Below are 16,641 nucleotides of genomic sequence, written 5' to 3'. Positions count from 1 at the left end.
TGGACGTACTTGCAGCGTCCCCCTCAACCGGACCCACCCCGCCAACCCACGGATACCCAGCTTTTGACGTTGACGTGAGCGGGTGCAGGGCTGCAAGCCCTGCCGCCCCCTCTTCTACCGCCGGGGCGTGAGCTGCTCGAGCAGTTCCCAGGATTTCAGGCCCCTGGCCCCCAGGTGATGGGCCAGCACGCGGCGCATCGGCAGGCGCAGGCTGGCGAGTTCTGCCGCATCCGGCTCTTCGTCGGCCGCCAGGGCCAGCAGCGCCGAGCCCGTGGCCGCCGCCCGGCCCTCACCGCCGCGCTCGCTCAGCAGCCGTTGCGGCCCTTCCTGCGGGTCCAGTTCATAGCGCGCGGCCGGGTCCACCGGCTGGCCGTCACTGGCCGTGTCCAGCTCGAACCCCAGTCCCAGCGCGGCCAGCAGCTCACGTTCGAAACGCCGCAGCGTCCAGGCCAGCCCAGCGCCCACGGCCAACCGCGCACGCGCCTCGCCATAGGCCAGGTACAGGTCCGGCAGCGGGTCCTGGCGCGGGGCCAGGCGCAGGGTCAGTTCACTCAGGTAGAAACCGGCCAGCATCGCCTGGCCGACCAGGCGCGGGGCTGCGTCCAAGGCCTCGGCACCGCGCAGCTGGGCCAGTTCGCCGCGCTGCAGGGCACTGAAGCGTATCCATTGCAGCGGTTGCAGGGCCGCACGCAGCACCTGGCCCTTGGCCGTGGACACCCCGCGCGCCAGCAGGCCGATGCGGCCGTGCTGGGCACTCAGGACTTCGACCAGCAGGCTGGTCTCGCGGTAGGCCCGTGCATGCAGCACGAACCCGGTGTCGTCCTCGATCAGCATCGAAGCGACCGCCGTGGCTTATTCGTAACCGAAGGCCTTCAGTGCGGCCTCGTCATCGGACCAGCCTTCACGCACGCGCACCCAGGTTTCCAGGAACACCTTGGCGCCGAACAGACGTTCCATCTGCAGGCGGGACTTGGCGCCGATCTCCTTCAGGCGGGCGCCGCCCTTGCCGATCACGATGGCCTTCTGGCCCTCGCGCTCGACCCAGATGACCGCACCGATGCGCAGCAGGTTGCCGTCTTCGGTGAAGCGCTCGATCTCCACCGTGGTGGCGTACGGCAACTCTTCGCCCAACTGGCGCATCAGCTGTTCACGCACCAGCTCGCCGGCCAGGAAGCGCTGGCTGCGGTCGGTGATCTCGTCCTCGCCGAACATCGGCGGGGCTTCGGGCAGCAGGGCCAGCACGTCGCGGACGAGTGCTTCCAGGCCGTTGCGCTTCTGCGCGGAAATGGGGTGCACGGCCGAGAAATCACGGCCTTCGGTCACCTGCTGCAGGAACGGCAGCAGCGCGCCCTTGTCCTTCAGGCGGTCGATCTTGTTGACCACCAGCACCACCGGGATGCCGGCGTCGCGCAGCACGTTGAAGGCCAGGCTGTCCTCTTCGTCCCAACGGCCGGCTTCGATCACCAGCAGACCGGCGTCGACGCCTTCCAGCGAGCCACGCGCGGCGCGGTTCATCACCCGGTTCATCGCCCGCTTCTGCACCTTGTGCAGGCCGGGGGTGTCGACCAGCACCAGCTGGCCTTCCGGGTAGGTAGCGATGCCCAGCAGGCGATGGCGCGTGGTCTGCGGGCGGTTGGACACGATGCTGACCTTGGCGCCGACCAGGGCATTGGTCAGGGTCGACTTGCCCACGATGGGGCGGCCGATGACGGCCACGCTGCCGCAATGATGGGGGGTTTGTTCGCTCACTTGGAATCCAGTTGTTCTAGGACGGCAGCAGCCGCTTGTTGTTCGGCAAGCCGGCGCGAGGGGCCTTCACCCTCGGTGCTGGCGGCAGGGTCGGCGACGTTGCAGCGTACCCGGAAGTGCTTGGCGTGGTCGTCACCGGATTCTGACACCAGTTCGTACTGCGGCAACGCCTTCTGTCGGCCCTGCAACCATTCCTGCAGGCGGGTCTTGGGGTCCTTCTCCGGCCGGCCGGTGGCCGGCAGGGCCTCCATCGAGGCCGCGAACCAGGGCATCACCACCGTCCGGCAGGTCTCGAAGCCCGCATCCAGGTAGATCGCGGCCACCACCGCTTCGAGGGCGTCGGCCAGGATCGAGTCGCGACGGTGGCCGCCGGATTTCATTTCGCCGGCGCCCAAGGTCAGCCGCTCGCCCAGCTCCAGCGTGCGGGCGATCACGGCCAGGGCGCCTTCACGCACCAGTTCGGCGCGGGCGCGGGTCATGGCGCCCTCGTCGGCCTTGGGCCAGCGCTGGTACAGCGCCTGGGCGACCATCATGTTGACGATGCTGTCGCCGAGGAATTCCAGGCGCTCGTTGTGCGGCGCGCCGGCACTGCGATGGGTCAGCGCCTGCTTGAGCAGGGCTGGATCGCTGAAAGCGTGACCGATCAGGTCACTACGTTGGATGAATTTACTGGGCACCGCTACGAACGAGGTCCTGGGATGATTCGAACTTGCCGACCACGTCGAGGTTGCCCACCAGCGGGCGACGCACTTCGTAGTTGACGTTGAGGGTCCAGCCGTTGTCACGGCGGTTGAACTTGACGTTGGACGGCTTCACGTTGTCCGAGTAGTTGATGTACAGGCGCTTGAAGAACAGATCCTGGATCTGCGCCGGGGCCATGGTGCCCACGCCGGGCTCGTTGGCCAGGCTCTTCATTGCCGAGCGCACGGCGTAGTACTCCTGGTACATCGGGAACAGCTTCATGCCGATGTAGAGGAAGAAACCCACCACGATCAGGACCACCAGGAAGGAGGTCAAGGTCATGCCGCGCTGCGTGTTCATCGTCTTCATTGCGTTCTCCCCAGATACGCGTGGAATGTGAAGTCAGTTGATGCCCGAGCCGATCCGCGACGGCTGGAAGCCATCCTTGCAGAACCAGCCCTGGCAGTTGAGCCAGATCAGGAAAGCACGGCCGCGCAGGTTCTCTTCCGGCAGCAGCCCCCAGAAGCGGCCGTCATCGCTGTTGTCGCGATTGTCGCCCATCACCAGGTATTTGCCAGCCGGCACCGTCCACTGGCCCTGGCCGCGCGGGTAGTCGGTCTCCAGCACGGTGTGGGTGCGGCCCGGCAGGTGCTCGACCAGCAGGTTGGCGCCCTCGCCCTGGCCCTTGTCGCCGGCGTAGATGCCCTTGTTGTCGTACTTCAGCGGCTCGCCATTGAGGATGACGCTGTCGCCTTCGAAGACCACCGTGTCACCCGGCACGCCGATGACGCGCTTGATGAAGTTCTCGCCCTTGGCCGGATCGTTGTCGCCGTGGCCGGGGAAGTGGAACACCACCACGTCACCCCGTGCCGGCTCGCCGAACGGGACGAACTTGGTGTTGGTGATGGGCAGGCGCAGGCCGTAGGAGAACTTGTTGACCAGGATGAAATCGCCGATCAGCAGGTTCGGCATCATCGAGCTGGACGGGATCTTGTATGGCTCGGCGATGAAGCTGCGTACGATCAGCACCACCACCAGCACCGGGAAGAACGCGCGTGAGTAGTCCACCAGCACCGGCTCGGTATCCAGCAGGCCCGCGCGCTGGGCACGGCGCTTGGCCAGGTACAGCTTGTCGGCCAGCAGGATCAGGCCGGAGGCCAGGGTCAGTACGACCAGGAGGATCTCAAACAATTTCATTCAGGGTCCTTTGCAACGTCACCGGACGAACGGCCCCGAAAGGGCCGCTGCGGGCTTACTTGTTGTCCATCTGCAGCACGGCCAGGAAGGCTTCCTGCGGAATCTCCACGCGGCCGACCTGCTTCATGCGCTTCTTGCCTTCCTTCTGCTTTTCCAGAAGCTTCTTCTTGCGCGAGACGTCGCCACCATAGCACTTGGCCAGCACGTTCTTGCGCATGGCCTTGACCGTGGTGCGGGCGATGATCTGCGAGCCGACGGCGGCCTGGATGGCCACGTCGAACTGCTGGCGCGGGATCAGGTCCTTCATCTTCTCGCACAGCTCGCGGCCGCGGCGGTCGGCATGGCTGCGGTGCACGATCAGCGACAGGGCATCGACCTTGTCACCGTTGATCAGCACGTCCACGCGCACGAACGGGCCGGCATCGAAGCGCACGAAGTGGTAGTCCAGCGAGGCATAGCCTCGGCTGACCGACTTCAGCTTGTCGAAGAAGTCCAGCACCACCTCGGCCATCGGCAACTCGTAGCTGATCTGCACCTGGCTGCCCAGGTAGTTGATGCCGATCTGGCTGCCGCGCTTTTCCTCGCACAGCTTGATGATGTTGCCGATGTACTCCTCGGGGGTGAGTACGTTGGCGCGGATGATCGGCTCGCGGATCTCTTCGACATGGTTGTCCGGTGGCAGCTTGGCCGGGTTGTCCATGCTGATGATGGTGCCGTCGGTCTTGAGGACTTCATACACCACCGTCGGTGCGGTACTGATCAGGTCCAGGTTGTATTCGCGCTCCAGGCGTTCCTGCACGATTTCCATGTGCAGCATGCCGAGGAAGCCGCAACGGAAGCCGAAGCCCATTGCTTCGGAGCTTTCCGGCTCGAAGCGCAGCGCGGCGTCGTTCAGGCGCAGCTTGTCCAGCGCTTCGCGCAGGTCGGGATAGTCCTCGGCGTCGACCGGGAAAAGGCCGGCGAACACGCGCGGCTGCATTTCCTGGAAGCCCGGCAGCGGCTTCGGTGCCGGATCGGCGGCCAAGGTAAGCGTGTCACCCACCGGTGCGCCGTGGACATCCTTGATGCTGGCGGTGACCCAGCCCACCTCACCGGCACGCAGCGCCGGCAGCACCTTGCGCTTGGGCGTGAACACGCCGACGTTGTCGACCTGGTGGGTACGGCCGGTGGACATGACCTGCAGCTTGTCGCCGGCCTTGATCTGGCCCTGCATGACGCGCACCAGCGAGACCACGCCCAGGTAGTTGTCGAACCAGGAGTCGATGATCAGCGCCTGCAGCTTATCGGTGTCGCGCGGCTGCGGCGGCGGAATGCGGTGCACGATGGCTTCCAGCACGTCCTGCACGTTCAGGCCGGTCTTGGCGCTGACCGGCACGGCATCGGCGGCATCGATGCCGATGACGGCCTCGATCTCGGCCTTGGCGCGCTCGATGTCGGCGGTGGGCAGGTCGATCTTGTTGATCACCGGCACCACTTCCAGGCCCTGCTCGACGGCGGTGTAGCAGTTGGCCACCGACTGCGCTTCCACGCCCTGGGCGGCATCGACCACCAGCAGCGCACCTTCGCAGGCGGCCAGCGAACGGCTGACTTCATAGGAGAAGTCGACGTGGCCGGGAGTGTCGATGAAGTTCAGGTGGTAGGTCTGCCCATCCTTGGCCAGGTACGGCAGCGAGACCGACTGGGCCTTGATGGTGATGCCACGCTCGCGCTCGATCGGGTTGGAGTCGAGCACCTGCGCTTCCATCTCGCGGGCCTGCAGGCCGCCGCAAAGCTGGATGATACGGTCGGCCAGCGTGGACTTGCCGTGGTCGACGTGGGCAATGATGGAGAAGTTGCGGATGTTCCGCATCGAATCAGAAGGCATAGGTGGCGGCGGCGCGCGGCGTCGTCAGGGTAACGGTCGATTATCGCATGCCCGGGGCCCTGCCGCGAAAGCGGCCTGATCGGGCCGGGCCCGGAATGGCCGAAGCCCCGCCGTGGCGGGGCTTCGGGGGCAGTGACAGGGCCGCCGGGGGGGGGGCGGCCGTTAAGGCCTTACGGGCCGGCCTTGACCGCCACGAAGGCGCTGTTGCCGCTGCTGGCACGGACCAGCAGCAGGACCACATCGCCCTTCTTGTAGCCGGACAGCGCGCGGTTGAGCGCCTGCACGCTGCCGACCGGGGTGTTGCCGACGCGCAGGACGACCATGCCCGGGGCCAGGCCGGCGTCACGGGCACCCTCGCCATTGACCCCGGTGATCCGCACGCCCTCGCCCGGCTCCAGGCCCAGCTGCTTGCGCTGCGGCGCGGTCAGCTCGGTCACGTCCAGGCCCAGCAGGGCGTTGGCACCGGCCTGCGGGGCGTCATCGGCGTTGGCGGAGGACGGGCCGCGCGCGCTGTTCTGGCCATCCTCGGTCAGCGCGGTCAGGGTGGCGCTGAGCTCACGCGGCTTGCCGTCGCGGTACACGACGAGGTTAACCTTGCTGCCCGGCGCCATCGCGCCGATCAGCGGCGGCAGGTCGGACCAGGTGTTGACCGTGCTGCCGTTGACCGAGCGGATGACATCGCCCAGCTGCACGCCCGCCTTGGCCGCAGCGCTGCCGGGCACGATCTGGTTGACCAGCGCGCCACGGCTGTCCGGCAGGCCCAGGCCCTGGGCCTTCAGCGAATCAATCGGCTCGACCACCGCGCCCAGCTGGCCACGGGTGACCTTGCCTGTCTTCTTGATCTGCTCCACCGCACTCATCGCCAGATCGATCGGGATCGAGAAACTGATGCCCATGTAGCCGCCGGAAGCGGAGTAGATCTGCGAGTTGATGCCAACCACTTCACCGCGGGTGTTCAGCAGCGGGCCACCGGAATTGCCCTGGTTGATCGCCACGTCGGTCTGGATGAAGGGCACGTAACGCTGGTCCGGACCACCGGTGCTGCGCCCCAATGCGCTGACCACGCCGGCGGTGACCGAATGATCGAGGCCGAACGGCGAGCCGATTGCGACAACCCACTGACCCGGCTTGAGGGTGTTGGAATCGCCCACGCGCACGGTCGGCAGGTTCTTGCCGTCGATCTTCAGCAGGGCCACGTCGTACTGCTGGTCGCTGCCGACCACCTTGGCGGTGAACTCGCGGCTGTCGCCCAGCTTGACCTTCACCTCGCTGGCGTCGGCCACCACGTGGTAATTGGTCAGCACGTAGCCATCGGGAGAGATGATGAAGCCCGAGCCCATGCCACGGCCCTTGATGCTGGGGCCGCCGTCCTGGCCCCCCTGGCCCTGTCCCGGCATCGGGAAATCAGGACCGAAGAAGCGGCGGAAGAATTCAGGCATGTCGTCGTCGCCACCCATGGGGCCGCGCGAGGCCTGGCGGTTGTTGCGGACGATCGTGACATCGACGTTGACCACGCCGGGGCCGACCTGTTCGACCAGGGCGGTGAAATCAGGCAGGCCACTGACCAGCGGCTGTGCCGGCGCACGTGGCGCGGCAGCGGCGGCGGCCTGCGGTGCGGCGACGGGCGCGGCGGGCTGGGCGCATGCCACCAGCGGCAGGGTCAGAGCCAGCAGGCTCATGGCCTGCGTGCGAAGTCGGGGAGTCATCGGACGGCAACCTCCGGATCGGGATGGAGAGGGAAAGGAGGGCCCCGCCGTGGGCGGGGCATGGGCCCGCACGCGTCAGTCGCGCGGGCGCGGCAGCACAGGCAGTTCTTCCTGCAGGCGCGGCTCGAACGGGTAGAACGCCGCGCCGCCGGACGAGGCCGGGAAGCTGGCATTGAGGGCCCCCCCGGCGACCGGGGCCAGGCTGGATTTCGGCCACGGCCGCGCCTGCAGGCTGCCGACATCAGCAAACGGCAGGTGACGGACGCTGCCGGCCGGCACGCTCGGGGTCAACACCGGCTGCGCGCTGGCCACCGCACGCGGCGGCGCATCGTCACGCTGGGCCACGCGTGCGGCCTGCTGGCTGCGGGTCGCGCTGGCGCGGCGGGCATCCTGGCGGCGGCTGGCCGCCATCGCCACGGCCGGGGCCGCTGCCACGGCCATCGCCGCCGTGTCGGCCGAGGCTTCAGTGACCGGGCTCTGCCCGGGTGCAGGCGCCAGTTCGGCCTGGCTGGCCACCACCTGCGGCGGCGCCTCGGCAGGGCCGGCATCCTTCAGCGTTTCGCCCCCCATGAACAGCGCCACGGCAGCGACCGAGGCCGCCAGCGCGGCACCACCGCCCCAGGCGCGCCAGCCGCTGCGGCGTATCTGCCGGCGCGGTTCGGCCTGCGGCACCGGTTCGGCGGCAATGGCGGAAGCCACGGCCGCGCCGAAGCCGGCCGGCGCCAGCAGCGAGACCTGGCCACGCATCACATCGCCGAGCAGCTGCCAGCGCTCCTGGCAGCCGGACAGTTCCGGGTCGTGCTCCATGCGGCGCAGCAGGAAACGCGCCTCATCGGCACCAAGTTCGCCATCGACCAGGGCCGACAGCTGTTCGCGGTGGCGCTGGTCCAGGCGCTGCCCGGCGGGGGATTGGTGATTCTGCGATTCGTTCAACGGACTGTGGGTCATACGCGGCTCTTCTCGCGGGTGGCGCTGCCGATGTCCAGCAGCGGCCGGAGTTCAGTGTCGATCGCCTCGCGCGCCCGGAAGATCCGGGACCGCACGGTGCCGATCGGGCACCCCATCTTCTGCGCGATATCCTCGTAACTCAGGCCTTCCACCTCGCGCAGGGTGATCGCCGACCGGAGTTCTTCCGGCAGCGCGTTGACGGCCTTCATCACCGTCTGTTCCAGTTCCTGGCGCATCAACTCGCGTTCTGGCGTGTCGGTGTCGCGCAGGCGGGTCCCGGTATCGAACTGCTCGGCGTCGCCGATGTCGACATCATCGGTCGGCGGGCGTCGGTTGTGTGAAGCCAGATGATTTTTGGCAGTGTTCACGGCGATCCGATGCAACCAGGTGGAGAACTGGGCATCGCCCCGGAAACTTCCAATCGCGCGGTAGGCGCGGATGAACGTGTCCTGTGCGACGTCCTGACATTCGCTCCAGTCGGCGATGTAGCGACCGACCAGACCGACGACCCGGTGCTGGTACTTGCGTACCAGGACATCGAAGGCCGCGCTCTCGCCGCGCTGCACGCGCCGGACCAGTTCCAGATCCAGCTCCTGTGGTGTTTCAACATCGGCCATGAGGGGCCGCACTCCTGTCAGCCCAACCGACGTCGGGCAATGAGACTGCCAATCCCGGGAAAAGTTCAGTCGCCGATCACCTGGCGCCGCACCAGCTTTTAACCACCGTTCCGCTAGCGTTCCGGTCCGGGGCCATGGATCCAGGGTCGCCACTCCCCAGCTATAGGGATTTGACGCGGGGGAAACAACCTCTGGATCATAGCCGCTTCTCCATACACAACCGGATGGAACGTCCATGCTCTCAGGCTTCGATGGTCTCCGCTTCAGCCACTGGCACCCCGAGATCCGCGATGACGGCGTGGTCGTGCTGTCACTGGATCGTCAGGACAGCAGTGTCAACGCGATGTCGCAGGACGTGCTGCTGGAGCTGGGCGACCTGCTCGAGCGCATTGCCCTGGACCCGCCCAAGGGCGTGGTCATCCAGTCACTGAAGAAAGCCGGCTTCATCGCCGGGGCGGACCTGAAGGAATTCCAGGAGTTCGACCGCCGCGGCACCGTAAACGACGCGATCCGCCGCGGCCAGTCCACCTACCAGAAGCTGGCCGAACTGCCCTGCCCCACCGTGGCGGCCATCCACGGCCATTGCCTGGGCGGCGGCACCGAGCTGGCGCTGGCCTGCCGCTACCGCGTGGCCTCCAATGACAGCAGCACCCGCATCGGCCTGCCGGAGACCCAGCTGGGCATCTTCCCTGGCTGGGGCGGCAGCGCGCGCCTGCCGCAGCTGGTGGGCGCCCCGGCAGCGATGGACATGATGCTGACCGGGCGCACCCTGTCGGCCTCGGCCGCCCGTGGCATCGGCCTGGTCGACAAGGTGGTGGCACCGGCGGTGGTGCTCGATACCGCCGTGGCGCTGGCCCTGTCCGGCACCACCCGCCCGTTCAAGCAGCGCGCGACCGCCTGGGCCACCAACACCTGGCTGGCGCGCACGCTGCTGGCCCCGCAGATGGTCAAGCAGGTCGCGCGCAAGGCGAAAAAGGACCAGTACCCGGCGCCGTACGCGCTGATCAGCACCTGGCAGCGCACCGGCGGCAAGCCGGTGCAGGCACGCCTGGACGCCGAGCGCCGCGCCGTGGTCAAGCTGGCCAGCACCCCGACCGCACGCAACCTGATCCGCATCTTCTTCCTGACCGAGCGCCTGAAAGGCCTGGGCAGCGGTGATTCCGGCATCCGCCACGTGCATGTGGTGGGCGCTGGCGTGATGGGCGGCGACATCGCCGCCTGGGCGGCCTACAAGGGCTTCGAGGTCACGCTGCAGGACCGCGAGCAGCGTTTCATCGACCCGGCCATGGAACGCGCGCAGGCGCTGTTCGCCAAGAAAGTGCGCGACGAGAGCAAGCGCCCGGCGGTGGCCGCGCGCCTGCGTGCCGACCTGGAGGGCCACGGCGTGGCCGAGGCCGACCTGGTCATCGAGGCGATCATCGAGAACCCGGAAGCCAAGCGTGCGCTGTACCAGACGCTGGAACCGAAGATGAAGCTGGACGCGCTGCTGACCACCAACACCTCGTCGATTCCGCTGGTGGAACTGCGCGACCATATCCAGCGCCCGGCCCAGTTCGCCGGTCTGCACTACTTCAACCCGGTGGCGCAGATGCCGTTGGTGGAGATCATCCACCACGACGGCATGGCGCCGGAGACCGAGCGCCGCCTGGCCGCCTTCTGCAAGGCGCTGGGCAAGTTCCCGGTGCCGGTGGCCGGCAGCCCGGGCTTCCTGGTCAACCGCGTGCTGTTCCCATACATGCTGGAAGCGGCCACCGCGTATGCCGAGGGCATTCCGGGCCCGGTGATCGACAAGGCGGCGGTGAAGTTCGGCATGCCGATGGGCCCTATCGAGCTGATCGACACGGTGGGCCTGGACGTGGCCGCAGGTGTGGGCCGCGAGCTGGCTCCCTTCCTGGGCCTGCAGATTCCGGCGGCGCTGCAGTCCGTCGACCCGGCCAAGCGCGGCAAGAAAGACGGGCAAGGCATCTACACCTGGGAAAACGGCAAACCGAAGAAGCCGGACGTGGCACGCGACTACCAGGCCCCGGCGGATCTGGAAGACCGGTTGATCCTGCCGCTGTTGAACGAAGCGGTGGCCTGCCTGCACGAAGGTGTGGTGGCCGATGCGGACCTGCTGGATGCGGGCGTGATCTTCGGTACGGGGTTTGCGCCGTTCCGCGGTGGTCCGATCCAGCACATCCGTGCGGTGGGTGCCGACGCGATCATCGAACGGCTGAAGGCGCTGCAGCAGCGCCACGGCGACCGTTTCGCCCCGCGCCCAGGCTGGGACAACCCCGCCCTGCGTGAACCGGTGGTGTGAGTTGATCGGCCGGGCCTGCGGCCCGGCACCCGCTGGATCAACGGCGACAGCCAGAGCAAGAGCAGAAGCCAGAGCCAAAGCGGCTCTGGCTTTTCTGTTTGTTGGGCGGGGCGGTGTCGGGTTGCGGGGACGCCGTAAACCCATCCCTGAAGTGACCCCCTAAACTTGGACAGTTGGGGGATCAGGCGGCCAGCGCAGCCCACCCGCCCGTCCAACCGCAGGGCCAGTCGACTAACAGTCGACTCTACCAACCAACACAGCCACGAGGGGCTGCGCCGTTGGCTGGAACAACCTGTTACCCATACGGGGCATGTCCCCGTCACAGCTGCATGCGATGCTGACCACCTGATCCCTGCCAGCGAGAACGCCCGCATGACCACCATCATCGCCCCGCGCGTCCACGATATCGGCGGCCTGGAAGTGCGTCGCGCCGTGCCCACCCTGCAGGCCCGCAGCATCGGCTCGTTCGTGTTCGTCGACCAGATGGGGCCGGCCATCATGCACCCCGGCACCGCCATCGACGTGCGCCCGCACCCGCATATCGGCCTGGCCACCGTCACCTACCTGTGGTCAGGCGCCATCGGCCACCGCGATACGCTGGGCTCCGACCAGGTCATCCGCCCCGGTGATGTGAACTGGATGACCGCCGGCCGCGGCATTGCCCATTCCGAACGTACGCCGCCGCCGGACCGCGACCATGACAACCCGATCCATGGCATGCAGACCTGGGTGGCATTGCCGAAGTCGCACGAGGAAATTGAACCGGCGTTCTACCACCACGCCGCCGCCACCCTGCCCGAGCAGCGCCGCAACGGTGCGTGGCTGCGCGTAATCGCAGGCCGCGCTTACGGCGAGGAATCGCCGGTGAAGGTATTCGCCGACACGCTCAACGTGGCCATCGACCTCGACCCGGACGCGGAGATCGACATCGACAACGGCCATCGCGAACGTGCGTTGTACATCCTGGAAGGCCAGGCCCAGCTGGATGGCGTGGACATCCCGGCCCAGCACCTGGTCATCCCCGAGGCAGGCGCCATTGGCCGCCTGCGCGCCAAGACACCGGTGAAGGCGATGCTGTTCGGCGGCGAGCCGCTGGATGGCCCGCGTCACCTGTGGTGGAACTTCGTGTCCAGTTCGAAGGAGCGCATCGAGCAGGCCAAGCACGATTGGGAAGCCGGCCGCTTCGGCACGATTCCGGGCGACGACAAGGAATTCATTCCGCTGCCGCAGTACTGAGGCGGATGGCATCGCGGTTGACCGCAGTCGACCAACGGTCGACTCTACCCCCTGTGATGGTTACGGCTGTAACCGCAATTTGTGCGATCGCTCACGTTCCGTTAAGGTCGGCGTGATCGTCCGTACACCTGCGGACGGCACGGCATCCGGGGATGGGATGCCACGGCCGCCGGCAGTCCCGGCGGCGTCCTACGACACGCCACCTTGGGGGGATGCATGAAGTTCGCGCCTGTTGTGTTGTCGAGCCTGCTGCTGGTGGCCACCCAGGCCGCCGCGCAGGCTCCGGTCCAGTGCCCATCGCTGCCGGCCAACAGCGGCCTGCAGTGGCAGGAGCAGTCACAGTCGGGTTTCGTGGTGTGCCGCGCCGCTACCGAAGATGGCCGCGAGGTGCTGAGCCTGATGCTCAGCCAGCGCGACCCGGGCATCCCGCTGACCCGTTCGCTGCGCCAGGAAAAAGGCAGCTTCGGCGGTGAATCGATGTACTGGTACCAGCCTGACCTGGGCGGTCAGGAGCCACCGGGCTATGCCGAACGGCGCATCACCGTGGTCAAGCTGGACAAGGGGCGTTACGCGCAGATCGCGCTGTACCCCGGCAGTACCCAGGAGCTGGGCAGCCTGCAGCAGTTGGCGCAGGGCATGAACCTGACCCCCTCGGCCGTGGCCGACGGACGCTGAGTGAACATGGGGATGACTGCCTGGCAGCATCCCCGCATGTCAACATTGAACGGTTGCGCCGGGCCGTGCCCGGCGACCGGGCGTATCCGCGCCGGGATGAGACAGCCGCCGGGCATGGCCCGGCGCTACCCCTCAGAACCGGCCTTCCTGGAAATCGACGAAGGCCTGCATCAGTTCCTGCCGGGTGTTCATCACGAACGGGCCATGGCGCATGACCGGCTCGCGCAGCGGGCGGCCCGCCACCAGGATCAGGCGCGCGCCTTCGCGGCCAGCCGAGAGGTGCAGCTGCTCGCCACCGCCCAGCACCGCCAGTTCCTGGCGCGCCACGTCCCGCGCGGCGTCCTGCTCGCCTACCGTCACCCCGCCCTCGAACACGTAGGCAAACGCGTTGTGCCCTGGGGGCAGCGTGTAGGTCCAGGCGCGGTCCGCTTCCAGGCGGATGTCCAGGTACAGCGGATCGGTGGCCGGCTGCGTGATCGGGCCGGCCGTGCCATCGACGGTACCGGCGATCACCTTCACCTCCACGCCCGCCGCCGGCTGCACCACCGGAATGCGCTCGGGCGCGAATTCCTGGTACTTGGGGTCGGTCATCTTGTCGCGCGCCGGCAGGTTGACCCACAGCTGGAAACCGCGCATCTGCCCGCTTTCCTGCTCCGGCATTTCCGAATGGACCAGGCCGCGGCCAGCGGTCATCCACTGCACGCTGCCCGGGGTCAGCAGGCCTTCGTTGCCGTGGTTGTCGCGATGGCGCATGCGTCCGTCGAGCATGTAGGTGACAGTCTCGAAGCCACGGTGAGGATGCTCCGGGAAGCCGGCGATGTAGTCCTCGGCGCGGTCGGTACCGAATTCATCCAGCAGCAGGAAGGGGTCCAGGTCAGGCAGCGTCGGGCCGCCGATGACGCGGGTCAGGCGCACGCCGGCACCGTCGGAGGTGGGCATGCCACGGATGGTGCGCTGCACGCGGACCGGTTCGGGAAAGCTCATGGCGACTCCTGTTGGATGGATGCCCTGAAGATGGATGCCGCACGTCGCAACGCCAATGGGCGGCACCGCAACCGATTGTTCCATGACTGGTGTTCGCGGGGCGTCATGTCCGCCGCGCGGCGGCACCTGCGTTGTTCGACCAAAGTACTACCGCAGAAAAGTCCCACACACATTGACCGTGCACAGGTCACGCGGGACCCTTTGAACATCTTTCCGGGAGAGAGCACCTCATGAAAGGGTTTTCCAAAATAGGCTGGGCGGCCCTCGCCCTGCTGGGCGCGTTCTGCCTGGGCACCGTCGCCCTGCGCCGCGGTGAACACATCAACGCCCTGTGGATCGTGGTCGCAGCGGTGTCGCTGTACCTGGTGGCCTACCGCTTCTACAGCCTGTTCATCGCCAACAAGGTGATGCAGCTCGACCCGACCCGGGCGACCCCGGCGGTGATCAACAACGATGGCCTGGACTACGTCCCGACCAACAAGCACGTGCTGTTTGGCCACCACTTCGCCGCCATCGCCGGCGCCGGCCCGCTGGTCGGCCCGGTGCTGGCCGCGCAGATGGGCTACCTGCCCGGCCTGCTGTGGCTGGTGGTCGGCGTGGTGCTGGCCGGCGCGGTGCAGGACTTCATGGTCCTGTTCCTGTCCAGCCGCCGCAATGGCCGTTCACTGGGTGACCTGGTGCGTGAGGAGATGGGCCAGGTGCCCGGCACCATCGCCCTGTTCGGCGCCTTCCTCATCATGATCATCATCCTGGCCGTGCTGGCGATGGTGGTGGTCAAGGCACTGGCAGAAAGTCCGTGGGGCATGTTCACGGTGATCGCGACGATGCCCATCGCGATCCTGATGGGTGTCTACATGCGCTACATCCGCCCCGGAAAGATCGGCGAGATCTCGGTGGTCGGGCTGATCCTGCTGCTGGCTGCGATCTGGTTCGGCGGCAAGGTGGCGGCCGACCCGACCTGGGGCCCGGCCTTCACCTTCACCGGCACCCAGATCACCTGGATGCTGATCGGTTACGGCTTCGTCGCCTCGGTGCTGCCGGTGTGGCTGCTGCTGGCCCCGCGCGACTACCTGTCCACCTTCCTGAAGATCGGCACGATCATCGCCCTGGCCATCGGCATCCTGGTGGTGATGCCGGAACTGAAGATGCCGGCGCTGACCCAGTTCGCCGCCAGCGGCGATGGCCCGGTGTGGAAGGGCGGGATGTTCCCGTTCCTGTTCATCACCATCGCCTGCGGCGCGGTGTCCGGCTTCCATGCGCTGATTTCCTCGGGCACCACGCCCAAGCTGCTGGCCAATGAAGCGCACATGCGCTACATCGGCTACGGCGGCATGCTGATGGAATCGTTCGTGGCGGTGATGGCGCTGGTGGCGGCCTCGATCATCGATCCGGGCATCTACTTCGCGATGAACAGCCCGGCGGCGGTGATCGGTGCCGACGCGGCGTCGGCGGCGCACTTCATCACCAACACCTGGGGCTTCACCATCAGCCCCGAACAGCTGACTGCCACAGCAGCGGCCATCGGTGAACCGACCATCCTGCACCGTGCCGGTGGCGCACCGACGCTGGCGGTGGGTATCGCGCAGATCCTGCACGAAGCGATCCCGAGCAGCAGCGACGCGATGATGGCGTTCTGGTACCACTTCGCCATCCTGTTCGAAGCACTGTTCATCCTGACCGCGGTCGATGCCGGTACCCGTGCGGGTCGCTTCATGCTGCAGGACCTGCTGGGCAACTTCGTGCCAGCGCTGAAGAAGACCGAATCGTGGACGGCCAACATCATCGGCACCGCTGGTTGCGTGGCACTGTGGGGCTACCTGCTGTACACCGGCGTGGTCGATCCGTTCGGCGGCATCCAGACGCTGTGGCCGCTGTTCGGCATCTCCAACCAGATGCTGGCCGGCATCGCGCTGATGCTGGGCACGGTGGTGCTGTTCAAGATGAAGCGTGACCGCTATGCGTGGGTGACCGCGGTTCCGGCCGTGTGGCTGCTGATCTGCACCACCTACGCCGGCTTCATCAAGATCTTCGACAGCAACCCGGCACAGGGCTTCCTGGCGCAGGCACACAAGTTCCAGGCGGCCATCGCCAGCGACACCATCACCGCGCCGGCCAAGTCGGTGGCGCAGATGCAGCAGATCGTGGTCAATGCCTACGTCAACACCGGCCTGACCGCCCTGTTCCTGCTGGTGGTCGCTGCAGTGCTGGCGTATTCCCTCAAGACCATCCTGGCGGCGCGCCGCAACCCGCAGCGAACTGACCGCGAGACCCCGTACGTGGCGTTGAAGCCACACGAAATGGTGGATCTGTAATGAGCACGCAACTGGTTCCCGTCGGCCAGTACCAGGCGCACCGCCGCATCTGGCGGCGTCTGGTGCAGACCGCACGGCTGTGCTGTGGGATTCCGGACTACGACAACTACGTCCGGCACATGCTGGAGAAGCATCCGGACCAGCAACCGATGGATTACAAGACGTTCTTCCGCGAGCGACAGGAAGCGCGGTACGGCGGTCGCAACGGCGGTCGCTGCTGTTGAGCTTCCGGGGTGGGTGCCGGGCCTGCAGCCCGGCGCCCACAGAGGCCGGAGCCGGAGCAACTGCAACTACAACTGCAGGAGCGTCGGCTCTGGGTTTCTGTTTGTCTGGCGGGGCGGTGTCGGATTGCGGGGACGCCGCAATCCGACAC

General features: G+C 67.1%; 15 protein-coding genes. 5 read left to right on the top strand and 10 right to left on the bottom strand.

Annotated elements, in window-relative coordinates; all coding sequences use genetic code 11:
- Window positions 1-114: 114 nt before the first annotated feature.
- The 9 genes from recO to rpoE all read right to left on the bottom strand — a co-directional run bounded on the left by recO (window position 115) and on the right by rpoE (window position 8,762).
- Window positions 115-834, bottom strand: a complete 720-nt coding sequence (gene recO / locus ACQKDV_RS12210) for a DNA repair protein RecO (RefSeq protein WP_427783996.1) — start codon at window positions 832-834, stop codon at window positions 115-117.
- A gap of 18 nt (window positions 835-852) precedes the next feature.
- The gene (gene era, locus ACQKDV_RS12205) at window positions 853-1,749 is read right to left on the bottom strand and encodes a GTPase Era (RefSeq protein WP_427783995.1); all 897 of its coding nucleotides are present in this window, start codon (window positions 1,747-1,749) and stop codon (window positions 853-855) included.
- Window positions 1,746-2,426, bottom strand: a complete 681-nt coding sequence (gene rnc / locus ACQKDV_RS12200) for a ribonuclease III (RefSeq protein ID WP_427783994.1) — start codon at window positions 2,424-2,426, stop codon at window positions 1,746-1,748. Before rnc ends, era begins: the two co-directional genes overlap by 4 nt.
- Window positions 2,416-2,799: a DUF4845 domain-containing protein gene (locus ACQKDV_RS12195; protein WP_324808261.1), complete on the bottom strand. Its 384-nt coding sequence runs from the start codon at window positions 2,797-2,799 to the stop codon at window positions 2,416-2,418. The genes rnc and ACQKDV_RS12195 overlap by 11 nt, the downstream gene beginning before the upstream one ends.
- A gap of 33 nt (window positions 2,800-2,832) precedes the next feature.
- Window positions 2,833-3,627, bottom strand: a complete 795-nt coding sequence (gene lepB / locus ACQKDV_RS12190; RefSeq protein ID WP_427783993.1) for a signal peptidase I — start codon at window positions 3,625-3,627, stop codon at window positions 2,833-2,835.
- A 55-nt stretch (window positions 3,628-3,682) separates the two neighbouring features.
- Window positions 3,683-5,476 carry a translation elongation factor 4 gene (gene lepA / locus ACQKDV_RS12185; RefSeq protein WP_427783992.1) on the bottom strand — a complete coding sequence of 598 codons (1,794 nt, stop codon included), beginning with the start codon at window positions 5,474-5,476 and terminating at the stop codon, window positions 3,683-3,685.
- A gap of 185 nt (window positions 5,477-5,661) precedes the next feature.
- Window positions 5,662-7,197, bottom strand: a complete 1,536-nt coding sequence (locus ACQKDV_RS12180) for a DegQ family serine endoprotease (protein ID WP_427783991.1) — start codon at window positions 7,195-7,197, stop codon at window positions 5,662-5,664.
- A 75-nt stretch (window positions 7,198-7,272) separates the two neighbouring features.
- Entirely contained in the window at window positions 7,273-8,145 is an 873-nt protein-coding gene (locus tag ACQKDV_RS12175; protein WP_427783990.1) for an RseA family anti-sigma factor, read from the bottom strand.
- Complete coding sequence (rpoE, locus tag ACQKDV_RS12170; protein WP_427783989.1) at window positions 8,142-8,762, bottom strand: RNA polymerase sigma factor RpoE; 621 nt, start codon at window positions 8,760-8,762, stop codon at window positions 8,142-8,144. The genes ACQKDV_RS12175 and rpoE overlap by 4 nt, the downstream gene beginning before the upstream one ends.
- 235 nt (window positions 8,763-8,997) lie before the next feature.
- Between rpoE and ACQKDV_RS12165 the strand changes: the two genes are divergently transcribed.
- The 3 genes from ACQKDV_RS12165 (at window position 8,998) to ACQKDV_RS12155 (ending at window position 12,972) form a co-directional block, all read left to right on the top strand.
- Window positions 8,998-11,061 carry a 3-hydroxyacyl-CoA dehydrogenase NAD-binding domain-containing protein gene (locus ACQKDV_RS12165; protein WP_427783988.1) on the top strand — a complete coding sequence of 688 codons (2,064 nt, stop codon included), beginning with the start codon at window positions 8,998-9,000 and terminating at the stop codon, window positions 11,059-11,061.
- Window positions 11,062-11,433: 372 nt separating this feature from the next.
- On the top strand, window positions 11,434-12,297 hold the full coding sequence (locus ACQKDV_RS12160) for a pirin family protein (RefSeq protein ID WP_406236432.1): 864 nt from the start codon (window positions 11,434-11,436) through the stop codon (window positions 12,295-12,297).
- Between the two features lie 216 nt (window positions 12,298-12,513).
- The gene (locus ACQKDV_RS12155; protein ID WP_427783987.1) at window positions 12,514-12,972 is read left to right on the top strand and encodes a hypothetical protein; all 459 of its coding nucleotides are present in this window, start codon (window positions 12,514-12,516) and stop codon (window positions 12,970-12,972) included.
- A 132-nt stretch (window positions 12,973-13,104) separates the two neighbouring features.
- Here ACQKDV_RS12155 and ACQKDV_RS12150 read toward each other — a convergent pair whose 3' ends face one another.
- Complete coding sequence (locus ACQKDV_RS12150; RefSeq protein ID WP_427783986.1) at window positions 13,105-13,956, bottom strand: pirin family protein; 852 nt, start codon at window positions 13,954-13,956, stop codon at window positions 13,105-13,107.
- A 230-nt stretch (window positions 13,957-14,186) separates the two neighbouring features.
- Here ACQKDV_RS12150 and ACQKDV_RS12145 point away from each other — a divergent pair, with 230 nt between their 5' ends.
- Together ACQKDV_RS12145 and ACQKDV_RS12140 are read left to right on the top strand one after the other, a co-directional pair.
- Entirely contained in the window at window positions 14,187-16,268 is a 2,082-nt protein-coding gene (locus ACQKDV_RS12145; RefSeq protein ID WP_427783985.1) for a carbon starvation CstA family protein, read from the top strand.
- Entirely contained in the window at window positions 16,268-16,492 is a 225-nt protein-coding gene (locus ACQKDV_RS12140) for a YbdD/YjiX family protein (protein ID WP_006383180.1), read from the top strand. The genes ACQKDV_RS12145 and ACQKDV_RS12140 overlap by 1 nt, the downstream gene beginning before the upstream one ends.
- The last annotated feature ends 149 nt before the right edge of the window (window positions 16,493-16,641 follow it).

Source organism: Stenotrophomonas sp. NPDC077659 (assembly GCF_050268705.1).
In the GTDB taxonomy this organism is placed as follows: domain Bacteria; phylum Pseudomonadota; class Gammaproteobacteria; order Xanthomonadales; family Xanthomonadaceae; genus Stenotrophomonas.
Note: the sequence above shows the minus strand (reverse complement) of the source record. Positions and strands in the feature narration are given on the sequence as shown.